This window comes from Bradyrhizobium sp. SPXBL-04 (assembly GCF_051853035.1).
Lineage (GTDB): Bacteria > Pseudomonadota > Alphaproteobacteria > Rhizobiales > Xanthobacteraceae > Bradyrhizobium > Bradyrhizobium zhanjiangense.
Genome location: NZ_CP182472.1, coordinates 164,836 through 178,044, shown reverse-complemented (window position 1 = coordinate 178,044; position 13,209 = coordinate 164,836). Strand labels below are relative to the sequence as shown.

The window sequence follows — 13,209 nt, the reverse complement described above, 5'->3', positions numbered from 1 at the left end:
CCGGGCTGAGGTTCCCGTGAAATTCTGGATCAGACTGCCAGGTTCCGCGACGCGGCCAGCCCGGCCAGCGCCTCGTCCAGCTTCTCGCGGTCGAGCGGCTTGATCAGGAATCCGTTCATGCCTGCCTCGAAGCAGGCGTAGCGGTCCTCGACCAGCGTATTGGCGGTGAGCGCCAGGATCGGTGTGTGCTGGCGACCCGTGGCTGCCTCATGTGCGCGGATGCGTTTTGTCGTCTCGATGCCGTCGAGCTGCGGCATCTGGATGTCCATCAGCACGAGGTCATAGGGCGTGCCGGCCGATGAGGCGGCGAGCCAGGATTCCAGCGCCGCCTCGCCATGGACGGCGATGACGACGCGATGGCCGAGTTTGGTGAGCAGCGATCGCATCAACAATGCGTTGATCTCGTTGTCCTCGGCAACGAGAATCGAGAAGCCCCTCGCCCGCGTTGCGCTGGTGGATTCTGCCTCCGGCTCCGGCGCGAGATCGGGCGAGGCGACCTCCGGCGTCAGCGCGAGGCGTGTGGCAAGCGAGGCCGCGCGCAGCGGCTTCACCAGGAATCCGGAGAAGGCCGGGGAGAATTTCTCGTGGCGCGAGCTCGACGTCAGCAGCACGAGCCGCTGCATCGCATGCGCCCGCGCCGCTTCGCCGAGATGGTCGGCAGCGGCAGGACCGATCGCGCGATCGACCAGTACGGCGTGCCATGAACGCTCCGGCAGTAGCGCCTCGGCGACCGCCGCATCCGCAACCATGCAGGTCTGGCCGCCCCAGCGTTCCAGGCGCCGCGCGATCAGTGAGGCTTCGATGCCCTCGGCGACGAGGAGTAACGATTTGCCGGCGAGGTCGGGGCTGGGGAATGCCGTCTGTCCGGCGCCGGCTTGTGACGGGGGTAGCGGCACCGCGACCTCGAAGGTCGAGCCCTTGCCCGGCTCGCTCGTGAGCGTGATCCGGCCGCCCATGCGCTTGACGATGCGCTCGCTGATGGAAAGGCCGAGCCCGGTACCGCCATAGGTGCGCGCGACGCGCTCGTCCGCCTGCTCGAACTCCCGAAAGATGCGCGACTGCGCTTCCGGCGCGATGCCGATGCCGGTGTCGCGGACCAGGAAGCTGATCTCGTGCGGCCAGATGCCGGGCTCGACGATCAGCGCGACGCCTCCGCTCGCGGTGAACTTGATGGCGTTGCCCGCAAGATTGAGCAGGACCTGACGCAGCCGCGCGGCGTCGCCTACCACCTCGAGCGGCAGGCGCTCGTCGATATAGGATGCGATCTCGAGAGTCTTGGCCTGTGCCCGCGGCGCCAGAAGCTCGGTGATCTCCTCGATCAGCGTGGACAAGGCGAAGGGACGTTGCTCGAGATCGAGCTTGCCGGCTTCGATCTTGGAATAATCGAGCAGCTCCTCGATCAGCGTCATCAAGGCTTCGCCGGAGGTTTTCACCGCCTTGGCATAGGTCGTCTGCTCCGGTGTCAGCGTGGTATCGAGCAGAAGGCCGCCCATGCCGATGATGCCGTTGAGGGGCGTGCGGATTTCGTGCGAGGCCATCGCGAGGAAGCGCGATTTCGCGCGGTTGGCGGCATCGGCCTGATCGCGGGCGTCGGACAAAGCGCGTTCGGTCTCGGTGCGGTCGGTGACGTCGCGTCCGACGCTCTGCAGTTCGGCGGGCTGTCCGGCATCGAGGCGGACATAGCCCTCGCGCCAGGCGATCCAGCGCGCGCCGAGCGGGGTTGCGATCTTCTGGTCGTGAACGCGTGTGCCGCTGCTCTCGCGCGCGCTGTCGCCCTGCTCCAGCACGTCGAAATCGAAGCGGGTGCCGACCAGCGCGCTCCGCGCCTGTCCGGCCAGCGCGCAATAGGCGTCATTGGCAAAGGTGATGCGGCCGTTTGTGTCGCGCAGCACGATCAGATCGCCCTGCTGTTCGAACAGGCTGCGAGCGCGCTCTTCGGCTTCCTTCAGCTCCCAATTTCGATCGATCAGCGTCTCATTGTGGGCGGCGAGCGTACGCAGCCGCTTGTTGACGAAACGCAGCCGCATGCTCAGCGTCGCAAGGCCTAGACAGGCGAGGGCGAACAGGAAGCTCGCGCCGATCGCAAACGCATTCGGATCGTAGCCGGAGTTCTCGGACCGGCTGCCGGAGACGAAACCATAGGCGGCGCCGAACGTCGCCGAGAAGATCATGAACGAGCGGAGCGCGAAAGCGATACGGGGATGCCGTCGCCTGAAGCGGCGCATGCGCACCTTGATCCGGAACGTCCGACCCATCGCCACCGACCCCGACTCTTGTCCGAAACCCCGCGCTCGCCGTGTGTGACGATGTCGCCTCGACCTTGCGAACAGTTTGAGGCTTCGGCGCCGCCTCCAAACAGGGTTGACGAGGTGTTAATGCTTCAGAGCGAGGCGGCCTGGAGCTGGCGGTGGCCGCCGCGGGCGCCGACGATCAGCGCCGCCGCCTCGCGCTGCGAGAACGTTTTCGAGCGCACATAGATGCGGTAATCGGCCGGCCCTTCGGTGGAGAGATAGATCACCTGAGCGCCATCGATGGGCTGCGCCGCGATCGAGACCAGGCGCGTCGACGGAGTGGCCTGGCAGGTTTCCGATTCCGAACCGAGGCCGTCGTCCACCACCGCGAAATCCGCAGCGTCCGCATCGTCGGTGACCTGAACCCGCACCGTGGCCTGCGCGGGATCCTCGGTGAAGGCGACGTGCACGCCGGCGGTCCAGAACAGAGTTGTGAGCTCGACCGAGGTCTCGCCGAGGGCGATGCAGGGATGCGAGACCGATCCGATCTCAGCGCGGGCGAACACCGCCGCTGCCAACAGGGGGACAACCGAGGCCAGGATCTTGAAACGCAACATGACACTCTACTCGCCCGGGCCCCTCGGGAACTCGTGTTGGAAACACATGGGGCTTATGGTTTGCAGAGCGTAAAGGAAACTCGTTACCGCCGGGTTGATGCGCGGAATGATCAGGCCAACTGGCGCACATCCTCCGCGAGTGCGCGGTAGGACAGGGCCTCGGCGAGGTGCAAGCGGCCGATCTTGTCGGCATTGTCGAGATCGGCCAGCGTGCGCGCGACCCGCAGCACGCGATGATAGCCGCGCGCCGACAGCCGCATGGTCTCGGCGGCGTCGCGCAGCAGTTTGGCGCCCTGCGCATCCGGCTTGGCGATCTCTTCCAGGACCGAGGCCGGCGCCTCGGCATTGGTGCGGACGTTGGGCAGGCCGGCATCGGCATAACGCGCAAGCTGGATGTCGCGTGCGGCCGCCACGCGCGCGGCGACCTCGGCGGAGCCTTCCGCCGGCGGCGGTAGGATCAAATCGGCCGCGGTCACTGCCGGCACCTCAATGCGCAGATCAATGCGATCCATCAGGGGACCGGAGATGCGCGCCTGGTAGTCGCCGGTGCAGCGGTCGATGCGGCCGCGCTTGCAGGCATAGCCGGGCTCGAACGCATTGCCGCAGCGGCAGGGATTCATTGCGGCCACCAGCATGAAGCGGGCAGGGTAGGTGACGCGGTGATTGGCGCGCGACACCGCGACCTCGCCGTTCTCCAAGGGCTGGCGCAGCGAATCCAGGACGCGCGGATCGAACTCGGGCAGCTCGTCGAGGAACAGCACGCCCTGATGCGCCAGCGAGATCTCGCCGGGCTTGGCGCGCATGCCGCCGCCGGTGAGCGCGGCCATGCTGGCGGAATGATGCGGCGAGCGGAACGGCCGCCGCGCGGTCAGCGCGCCGCCCTCGATCTCGCCGGCGACGGACGCGATCATGGAGACTTCGAGCAATTCGCTCGGCGACAGCGGCGGCAGGATCGAGGGCAGGCGCGCCGCCAGCATCGACTTGCCCGCGCCGGGCGCACCGATCATCAAGAGGTGATGCCCGCCGGCAGCCGCGATCTCCAGCGCCCGCTTGGCGCTTTCCTGGCCCTTGATATCGCGCAGGTCGAGGGACGAGGCGGCGGCTTCATGCACCTTCGGTGAGGGCCGCGACAGCACCTGCGTGCCCTTGAAATGGTTGGCGATCTGAATGAGCGATTGTGCGGCGATGATCTGGATGTCCGGGCTCGCCCAGGCCGCCTCCGAGCCGCAGGCGGCCGGGCAGATCAGGCCCTCCTCGCGTCCATTGGCGCCGATCGCGGCGGGCAGGACACCTGCGACCGGCGCGATCGACCCGTCGAGGCCGAGTTCGCCCAGAACCGTGAAACCCGTCAGCGCATCCGGCGGGATCGCGCCGATCGCCGCCATCAGCCCGAGCGCGATCGGCAGGTCGTAATGGCTGCCCTCCTTGGGCAGATCGGCCGGCGCCAGATTGACGATGATCCGCCGCGCCGGCAGCGCCAGCCCCGAGGCGATCAGGGCCGAACGGACCCGCTCGCGCGCCTCCGACACCGCCTTGTCCGGCAAGCCGACGATCGCGAAGGCCGGCAGGCCCGGGGCGACCTGCACCTGCACGTCGACCGCACGGGCCTCGATCCCCTCAAAGGCGACGGTAGAAACCCGCTGAACCATGCTCGAACCAGCCTGCCCTCTCGTGCAATTAGGGGTAGCAGAGCCTGGCGCCCTTCGCAAGAACAATACAGGAACATTTCCGAGGCCAAGCAAGCCCTAACCGACCGTAAACGCGATGCCGACACTACGCCTCGAATGCGAGCGGCTCTCCTCAGCACATTCCAACGAATGTCCGCTACTCCTGGGGCTGCGGGATGGGCCGTGATCTAACGGGTGAAGAATTCAAATGCTTGCAAATCGCCGGAGAAGCGAACGCCGGGTGTGCAGCCGGCTGGCCAAGATCCATTTTGGTGCGGGCTCGCTGCCGCGCGACTGCACGATCACGGATATTTCGGATGGCGGCGTGAAAGTGGTGGCGGAATTCCTGGAAGTGCCGCCGCAATTCACCATCATCTTCGCGCCCGATTATTCCCGCCAATGCCGCCTGCGCTGGCGCATCGGCTGCGAGTTCGGCGCGGAGTTCGTCGATTAGGCCTTAATGGCTGCGCCTCCTTAACGGGGCTTTAGCGTTAATGGGTAAGCATCTCTGATCAGTCGCCGAGTGATCAGAGTATGCCCAAGCGTCCGTCCGCCGCCTTTCCTTCGGCGAAATTCCTGCTTCCCGCGTTCATGGTGCTCGTCCTCGGCGGCTGCCAGACCAATGGCATCGAGGATGTGACCGGCGCGCTCGGCGTCAGATCTGACGCCGCCGTCAAGGTCGACGCCAAGCCGGACATGGACGCCCTGCGCGAACGCTACCGCGCCAAGCCCGGCGATCCCAGCATTGCGCTCGCCTACGGCAAGGCGCTGCGCGAGAGCGGCCAGCGGGCGCAGGCCGTCGCGGTGATGGAGCAGGCCGTACTCGCCCATCCCAGCAACAAGGCATTGCTCGCCGGCTATGGCCGCGCGCTTGCCGACAACGGCAATTTCCAGCAGGCCTTCGATGTTCTCGGCCGTGCGCATACGCCCGAGGATCCGGATTGGCGCATCCTGTCGGCGCAGGGCGCGGCGCTCGATCAGCTCGGCCGCAACGAGGAGGCGCAGCAATATTACGCGACCGCCCTAAAGATCGTGCCCGACGAGCCGCAGGTTTTGTCCAATCTCGGCCTGTCCTACATGCTGCAGAACAATCTGCCGCGGGCAGAGGAAACGATGCGCCGCGCGCATGAGCGCAATCCCGGAGATCCCCGCGTGCGCGCCAATCTCGCGCTCGTGCTGGGGCTGGAAGGAAAGCAGGCCGAGGCCGAGATCATCGTGAAGGCCGATCTGCCGCCGGATCAAGCGGCAGCAAAGGTCACGGCGCTGCGGCAATTGCTGGCGAAGAAGCAGCAGCGGGCGGACAGATAGCCCACGCTCTTCTCTTCGTAGATTCTCGTTTTGACGCGTTGTCTTCGCACGAACCGGTAGCCAGTTCGCTCGAAGACGCTTCCAGCCTTACGACGCCTTGCGATGCGGGGCGGATCCGCGGCCCGACCTGCCCTTCAGCTTTTTCAGCAGCGGCCCGAGCAGCGAACGCTTCGGCTTCTTCACCTCGCCGCGGCCGGCGAGGCGGTTCGCCATGCTCTGGAACAGAAGGGTGGTGCGGTGACTCTTGGAGACCTCCGCGATCATCTGGCCATTGTTGGCAGCGGTCGAGAACAGCTTCGAATCGAACGGGATCACCGCGAGCGGCTGGCTCTCCATGGTCTTGGCGAAGGCTTTGACCTCGATCTCCGCCCGCTTGTGCATGCCGACCTGGTTGAGGCAGTACAGCGGCGGCCGGTCGTTCGGCCGCGCCGCCTTGAGCACGCTCAGCATGTTCTTGGTGTTGCGCAAATTGGCGAGATCGGGCTCGGCCACGATCACGATGTCGTCGGCGTTGACCAACGCGCGCCGGGTCCAGCCCGACCATTGGTGGGGAACATCGAGCACGATGCAAGGCGTGGTCATGCGCAGCGTGTCGAACACCGCGTCGAAGGCTTCGGCGCCGAAATCATAGACGCGGTCGAGCGTCGCGGGCGCGGCCAGCAGGCTGAGCCGCTCGGTGCACTTGGCGAGCAGGCGCTCCATCAGCGCCGTGTCCGGCCGGTCCTGCGACAGCACCGCGTTGGCGATGCCCTGCACCGGATCCTGATTGTAGTCGAGGCTCGCGGTGCCGAAGGCGAGGTCGAGATCGATCACGACGGAATCGAGCGCGAGATCGCGGGCGATGGTCCAGGCCACGTTGTGCGCGACGGTGGACGCGCCGACGCCGCCCTTGGCGCCGACCACCGCGATGACACGGCCGGTGATGATGGCTTCCGACGCCGAGAACAGGCTGCAGATCGAGCGGACCACGTCGAGGGTTTCGACCGGTCCGACCACGTAATCGTTGACGCCGCGGCGGACCAGCTCGCGATAGGGCGCGGTGTCGTTGGGATTGCCGATCACCACGACGCGGGTACCGGGATCGCAGACGCCGGCGAGGTCGTCGAGCCCCTCTAGGATGTCGCGCGTGCCGTCGGACTCGATCACGATCACGTTCGGCGTCGGCATCGATTCATAGACTTCGATCGCCGCAGCGAGGCCACCGTCCCTGGCAGTGAGATGCGCCTTGGCGAGCCGGCGATCCTCCCCCGCCGCGGTCACCGCGGCGAGCGTCTGCTCGGTCTCGCAAAAGGCCTGCACCGAGATGCGGGGAACCGGCGCAATGTGTTCGTCGGGGTGCCGCGGATCGTCCGCGTCTTCGTCGTGGATATCACTCATTTGCCGGTGTCGCTGAGTTTGGCCTTGTCGGCCTCGGGATAGGCAGTCGCAGTGGGCGAGCCCTTGCGATAGCGGTCGAAGGCGATGTCGCGCCGTGCGGTGTAGGCGGGCGTCTCGGCGCGCGGCTGTTCGAGATCGGCGGGGTTGTCGATCATGGCCGCGAGGTTGCGCTGGCTGGCGCAGCCCAGATTGAAATACGGCCGGTTCTCGTTGTAGCCGGGGTCGAGGATGTTCGGACCAACATCTTCCGGCCACAGTCCGCAGGGTCCGGCCACCGCGCTGATCTTGGAATAGCTCAGCCGGATCGTCGGCAGCAGGCCAGGATCCTCAGGACGATAGGGATGCTGGACGATGGCGCGCGAGGGCACGCCGCCGGATGCGAGCACGGAGCGGATTTCCTGATAGGTTGCCGCCGCCGCGCGCGAATTCGCGGTGTCGGTGGGCACGTCGACGCCGACGGAGCCGGTGCCTTCGCGCACCCAGTCCCGGGCAATGCCGACGACATCCGCGTGTTGCGCAGCCGAGAGGCCGCCGCGCGCCTTGCCGACGAAGATCACGATCGAGCGCTTGCCCTCCTGCACCGCGATCGGGTGGCGCTGGCGATAGTCGGTCGGCACCGTCTGAGTGACGATTTCACCGGTGGTGTTGCACGCGCCCAGCATGACGGACAGTCCCGTCAGCGCCATCGCTACGCTGAAGTGGCGGCGTCGGTCGGCTATCGTCCTCGTCATCGCTTGATCCCCTCTTGCCCCGTTTCCTGTCCCGTTCCCCCGGGCCGTCCGCTCGTCGTCAGTCGATGATGAAACCGAAATCGCCGGGCGTGCCGTTGATCGGATCGACGCGGCGCGCGATGCCATAAAGGCGGTTCATGCGGCCGAGCAGCGCCGTCTGCGCGTCGGAGGCCGGCGCGAAACCGTCGTCGGGCCGCGACAATTCCTTCTGGGCGACGGCACGCACCACATAGGGCGTCACGATCACCATCAGCTCGGTCTCGTTGTTGACGAAGTCCTGGCTGCGGAACAGCGCGCCGATGATCGGCACCTGGTCGACGCCGGGCAGGCCGTTGATCGCCTGCTTGGTGTGCTGCTGAATCAGGCCGGCCATCGCCATCGAGCCGCCGGAGGGAATTTCCAGCGTCGTTTCGGCGCGGCGGGTCTGAACCGAGGGGATCGTGATGGAGTTGCTCGAGGTCGAGGACACCGCCTGCGTCAGCGTGATCGCGTTCGTATTCGACAGCTCCGAGACCTCGGTCATGACGCGCAGGCTGATGCGGCCTTCGCTGAGCACGACCGGGGTGAAATTCAGGGAGATGCCGAACTTCTTGTAGGTGACCTGGGTGGTACAGACGTGGGTGACCGGATCGCAGGAATAGCCCGCCGGAATCGGGAATTCGCCGCCGGCGATGAAGGTTGCGGATTCGCCCGAGATCGCGGTCAGGCTCGGCTCGGCGAGGGTGCGCATGACGCCGGCGCTTTCCATTGCGCGCATCGTGGCGCTGACGGTGGCGACGCCCTTGGCGAGGCCGGCGACGCCGAGCCCGTTGTTGGCGACGATCGGTCCACCAGAGACCGAGAACGGGTTGGAGTTGTTGAAGTTCACCACCGCGGTGCCGGCATTCAGGCTGGCGCTGAGATCGACGCCCAGCTGCTTGACGATATCGCGGCGGACTTCGCCGACGACGACCTTGAGCATCACCTGGTCGCGGCCGCGCACGACGATATTGTTGACGACCTTGTCGCTGCCGCCGACGAGCTTTGCGGCGACGTCGCCGGCCTGCTGGGCCTCGACCGGGCTTGAGACCGAGCCGGTCAGCATCACGCTGTCGCCGACGCCTTCGATCTGCACGCCCGGCAGCGACTGGCGCAGCGCGGCGCGCATGCCGTTGAGGTCGCGCTTCACTGCGATGTCGTAGGAGGCGACCTGCTGGCCGTCGGCGGTGAAGAACACCACGTTGGTCTGGCCGACCTGGCCGCCGATGATATAGGCGCGCTGCGCCGAGCGGATCACCGCGTTGGCGATCTTGGGATCGGCCACCAGCACGTCCTTGACCTCGCGCGGCAGGTCGATGACGACGGACTTGCCGACGCCGAGCGACAGGAAGCGCGTCCGTGCCGGCGCGATCGTCGCGACCGGCGACACACCGAGATCAGGCGCTTGCATCGGTGTCTGGTCGCCGACCGGTGCGTCCGCGGCACTGAGCCGGTCGGGGGCTGCGAGCAGCCCCAGCATCAGCATCGTCCCCGCCAAGAACGAGCGCGCGCGCTTCCCCCGAATGCGCACGCCCGTCCGATCATCCCCGTAGTTCATGCTATCCCCATCATCACTTCTGTGACGTCAGTTGCCGCGCCTGCACGCCGTAACGAATTACATTCACGCCGGCGGGACGCTTGACCGCCTGGTCCTCGGGCGTGCCATCGACTGCGTTGGCATCGACGATGCTCCGCAGCGCGAGCTGGAGCGTGCCGCCCTGGCGCGCAGCCGACAGCGTGGCGACCTGGTCAGGCTTGAGCTCGAGCGTGACGGTCTTGCCGATCACGGCGGTCTGGCCGTCCTTCTCCTTCGGCGCCTGGTCGATCGCGAGCACGCGGATGTTGGTCAGGATGACCTCGGACACGATCAGGTCATTGCCGCCGGTCGGTACGTTGGTGTCGGGATTTTTCAGGCGGCGGGTCAGCACGATGTCGACGCGGTCGTTCGGCAGGATGAAGCCGCCGGCGCCGGTCTCGGCTGAAATTTCGGTGGAGACGGCCCGCATGCCGGAAGGCAGGATCGCAGCCATGAAGCCGGAGCCTTCGGCCCTGACCAGCTTCTGCTCGCGGATCGGCTCGCCCTGCATCAACGGCACGCGCGCGATCGAGCCGGCGATCTGGGTCTGCGCCTCGGGCCTGCTGTCGCGGCGGATGAAGGCGTTGCTCGCGGTCGCCGCCGGCCAGGCCTGCCATTGCAGATCCTCGGGCTTCACGGCCTGGCCGAGCCCGATGTCGTTTTTCGCGACCAGGACCTCGACCGTCGGAAGCTTCTCGGCGACGGGCAGAACGGGCGCGGGCGCACTCTGATAGCTGCTCGCCAGATACGCAGCGACGCCGCCGGCGCCCAGTGCGATGACGAGAACGACAATGCGTGCGGTATTCATACGCTTCTACTCTTACGCGGGGCACTCGAACCGCACGTGGCGGGTTCCCCCGCGTCGATGAGTAGGGAGTAAAAGTATAAGGGGTGTTGCGAGGTCGAATGTGATGGCCGATCACGCTGCGGGTTTTCGGCAGATGGTGAACGCAGCGTTATTCGGTCGGCCAGCGGCCCCGTAGATTCACGTAGCGCGTGAGACGCGTGCGGATGCAGCGCGGGGGCGTCATGGTGAATGGGTGGTTAGTGATGGGAGAGGCTCGAAGTCGCGCGTCATCGCAGTGTGTGCTGCGACGCGTCGGCGATCCGTGATCCTGAGGTGCGAGGCTGTCGATGCAACGCATCGCAAGGCGAGCCTCGAAGGATGAGCGGCCGGGATGCAGCCGGGCCGTCGTCCTTCGAGGCTCGTCCTGCTATGCAGGACAAGCGCCTCAGGATGACGGTGATAAATTGACGCCTGCGTAGCCCGACGCTACTTCGCGCGCTTCTGCTCGATCGCGTCCCAGATCTTCGCCGCCACATCTGGGCCGCCGAGCCGCGTAATGGCGCGGATGCCGGTCGGCGAGGTGACGTTGATCTCGGTGAGGTTGCCGTTGATGACGTCGAGGCCGACGAACAGGAGGCCGCGCTCGCGCAGCGCCGGTCCGACGGTGGCGCAGATCTCGCGCTCGCGCACCGTGAGCTCGGTCTCCTGCGCCGCGCCGCCGCGCACCATGTTGGAGCGGAGGTCGTCCGCGGCCGGGACGCGGTTTACCGCGCCGGCGAACTCGCCGTTGACGAGGATGATGCGCTTGTCGCCGTGCTTCACCTCGGGGATGAATTGCTGGATCACCCAGGGCTCTTTGAACGTCACCGAGAACATGTCGAACAGCGAGCCGAAATTCATGTCCTGCGGCATCACGCGGAAAACCGCGGCGCCGCCATGGCCGTGCAGCGGCTTCATGACAACGGCTCCATGTTTGTCGCGAAAGGCGTTGATCTCGTCGAGGTCGCGCGAGATCAGGGTCGGCGGCATCAGCTGCGGAAAGTTCATGACGAACAGCTTTTCCGGCGCGTTCCGCACCGAGGCGGGATCGTTGACGACCAGCGTCTTCGGATGGATGCGCTCCAGGAAATGCGTCGAGGTGATGTAGGCGAGGTCGAACGGCGGGTCCTGGCGGAGCAGCACCACGTCAAAGCCGTTGAGCGCCTCGCGCCTGGGCTCCCCGAGGGTGAAATGATCGCCGGGCTCGTCGCGCACCGTGAGGAGCTGAACCGGAGCGACCAGCTCGTCGCCGACCATCGAGAGCTTGTCCGGCGTGTAATAGGACAGGCCGTGGCCGCGCTTCTGCGCCTCCAGGAGCAGTGCAAAGGTGGAATCGCCCTTGATGTTGATGCGGGCGATGGGGTCCATCTGGACGGCGACGTTCAGTTTCATGGTCTGCCTTTCAGGTCGAGGCGTCGAATGCCGCCAACACATGGCGCGGAAGTGATCGCGGCGCAATCAGCATGGCGTCGAATCGCAATTCGAATTCGGCATGCTCGGGATGCGCCACGAGCCAGCCTTGTGCGGCATCGATGATGCGCTGCTGCTGGCGCGGCGTCACCGCGAAGGCGGCGTCATCCAGCGTCGCCCGCGCCTTGACCTCGACGAAGGCGATCAGATTGCGGCGGCGCGCCACGATGTCGATCTCGCCATGCGGGGTGCGATAACGCTTGGCGAGGATGCGATAGCCCTTGGCCATGAGAAAGGCGGCGGCGCGGCTCTCGGCGGAGATGCCGGTGCGGAACGCGGCGACGCGCTCGGGCGAGGCGACTTTCGGTTCCGCCGGGACCTCAGTCTTCGCCATCGCCGCCCCGCAAGTCCTTGTGCACGTCTTTTGCGAGCTCGAGCGCGCGGGCGTAGACCTCGCGTCGTGGCCGGCCCGAAAGTGCGACCGCATGCGCCACGGCATCCTTGACGCTGTGCGCGGCCAGCTGCTCGCGCAAGAGACCGTCGAGCGCATCCGATGCCAGCACGTCGGCGTTTGCTGCAGGCGGACCGATCACCAGAACGAATTCACCGCGCGTCTCCGGCGCGTCGGCTTGCCGCGCGAACTCGGCGAGGGGCGCACGCCTGACCTCCTCGTGCAACTTCGTCAGCTCGCGGCAAACCGCGGCCTCTCGTTCACCCATGATCTCGGCGAGATCGGTCAATGTGGCCTGCATGCGATTACCCGATTCGAACATCACCAGCGTCGCGTCGATGCGCGCAAGCTCGGCCAGGCGTGCGCGGCGCGCGGCCGATTTCGCCGGCAAAAAGCCTTCGAAGAAGAAGCGGTCGGTCGGCAGCGCTGCGACGGACAGCGCCGCCAGCACCGACGACGGGCCGGGCAGCGCATAGACCGCATGGCCGGCAGCGCAGACCTCGCGCACCAGCTTGAAGCCAGGATCGGAGATCAGCGGCGTGCCGGCGTCAGAGACCAGCGCGACCGAGCCGCCTGCCGCAAGCGCCTCCAGGATCTTTGGGCGCGCGGCTTCCGCGTTGTGCTCGTGATAGGGCTTGAGTTGTGCAGCGATGGCGTAGCGCTCGGTCAGGCGCCGGGTGATGCGGGTGTCCTCGCAGGCGATGACGTCGACGCCGGCGAGCGTCTGAAGCGCCCGCAGGGTGATGTCGCCGAGATTGCCGATGGGCGTCGCCACCAGATGAAGGCCGGGCGCCGCCTTCGGCGCCGTAAGCCGATGGGCGTCGATGGAGAAGCCGCGCGAGGCGGCATCTTGAGCTTCAGGCGTATTTATCGGGGCCGGCTTTGCGCGCATAATGAAGTCAACTTAGGCACGATCCGCAGGGCTGGGAACCGGCTCTTCGAAAAAGATCGTGCCGAGGTGAGGGCGGACGGGAATGTGATCGATCCGGGATCGCGT

At 66.5% G+C, this 13,209-nt stretch carries 12 protein-coding genes; 2 read left to right on the top strand and 10 right to left on the bottom strand.

Annotated elements, in window-relative coordinates:
- Positions 1-29: 29 nt before the first annotated feature.
- From ACNJX8_RS00830 to ACNJX8_RS00820, 3 genes are all read right to left on the bottom strand, one after another.
- The gene (locus ACNJX8_RS00830) at positions 30-2,255 is read right to left on the bottom strand and encodes an ATP-binding protein (protein ID WP_439359269.1); all 2,226 of its coding nucleotides are present in this window, start codon (positions 2,253-2,255) and stop codon (positions 30-32) included.
- 125 nt (positions 2,256-2,380) lie between these two features.
- Positions 2,381-2,848: a hypothetical protein gene (locus ACNJX8_RS00825; protein WP_128930492.1), complete on the bottom strand. Its 468-nt coding sequence runs from the start codon at positions 2,846-2,848 to the stop codon at positions 2,381-2,383.
- 110 nt (positions 2,849-2,958) lie between these two features.
- Positions 2,959-4,497 carry a YifB family Mg chelatase-like AAA ATPase gene (locus tag ACNJX8_RS00820; protein ID WP_128930491.1) on the bottom strand — a complete coding sequence of 513 codons (1,539 nt, stop codon included), beginning with the start codon at positions 4,495-4,497 and terminating at the stop codon, positions 2,959-2,961.
- 226 nt (positions 4,498-4,723) lie between these two features.
- Between ACNJX8_RS00820 and ACNJX8_RS00815 the strand changes: the two genes are divergently transcribed.
- Both ACNJX8_RS00815 and ACNJX8_RS00810 read left to right on the top strand, forming a co-directional pair.
- Complete coding sequence (locus tag ACNJX8_RS00815) at positions 4,724-4,969, top strand: PilZ domain-containing protein (protein ID WP_018644993.1); 246 nt, start codon at positions 4,724-4,726, stop codon at positions 4,967-4,969.
- A gap of 80 nt (positions 4,970-5,049) precedes the next feature.
- Positions 5,050-5,823, top strand: a complete 774-nt coding sequence (locus ACNJX8_RS00810; protein ID WP_439359268.1) for a tetratricopeptide repeat protein — start codon at positions 5,050-5,052, stop codon at positions 5,821-5,823.
- 87 nt (positions 5,824-5,910) lie between these two features.
- On the opposite strand, the gene ACNJX8_RS00805 is transcribed toward ACNJX8_RS00810, so the two are convergent.
- From ACNJX8_RS00805 to rsmI, 7 genes are all read right to left on the bottom strand, one after another.
- Entirely contained in the window at positions 5,911-7,200 is a 1,290-nt protein-coding gene (locus ACNJX8_RS00805; protein WP_439359267.1) for an AAA family ATPase, read from the bottom strand.
- The gene (locus ACNJX8_RS00800; RefSeq protein WP_439359266.1) at positions 7,197-7,931 is read right to left on the bottom strand and encodes a CpaD family pilus assembly protein; all 735 of its coding nucleotides are present in this window, start codon (positions 7,929-7,931) and stop codon (positions 7,197-7,199) included. The genes ACNJX8_RS00805 and ACNJX8_RS00800 overlap by 4 nt, the downstream gene beginning before the upstream one ends.
- A 58-nt stretch (positions 7,932-7,989) precedes the next feature.
- Complete coding sequence (locus ACNJX8_RS00795) at positions 7,990-9,507, bottom strand: type II and III secretion system protein family protein (protein WP_091882534.1); 1,518 nt, start codon at positions 9,505-9,507, stop codon at positions 7,990-7,992.
- A gap of 13 nt (positions 9,508-9,520) precedes the next feature.
- Entirely contained in the window at positions 9,521-10,333 is an 813-nt protein-coding gene (gene cpaB / locus ACNJX8_RS00790) for a Flp pilus assembly protein CpaB (protein ID WP_439359265.1), read from the bottom strand.
- Positions 10,334-10,798: 465 nt separating this feature from the next.
- Positions 10,799-11,743 carry a glutathione synthase gene (gene gshB, locus ACNJX8_RS00785; protein ID WP_128930486.1) on the bottom strand — a complete coding sequence of 315 codons (945 nt, stop codon included), beginning with the start codon at positions 11,741-11,743 and terminating at the stop codon, positions 10,799-10,801.
- 10 nt (positions 11,744-11,753) lie between these two features.
- On the bottom strand, positions 11,754-12,155 hold the full coding sequence (locus ACNJX8_RS00780; RefSeq protein ID WP_128930485.1) for a YraN family protein: 402 nt from the start codon (positions 12,153-12,155) through the stop codon (positions 11,754-11,756).
- Complete coding sequence (gene rsmI, locus ACNJX8_RS00775) at positions 12,142-13,104, bottom strand: 16S rRNA (cytidine(1402)-2'-O)-methyltransferase (protein ID WP_249758942.1); 963 nt, start codon at positions 13,102-13,104, stop codon at positions 12,142-12,144. The genes ACNJX8_RS00780 and rsmI overlap by 14 nt, the downstream gene beginning before the upstream one ends.
- Positions 13,105-13,209: the final 105 nt, after the last annotated feature.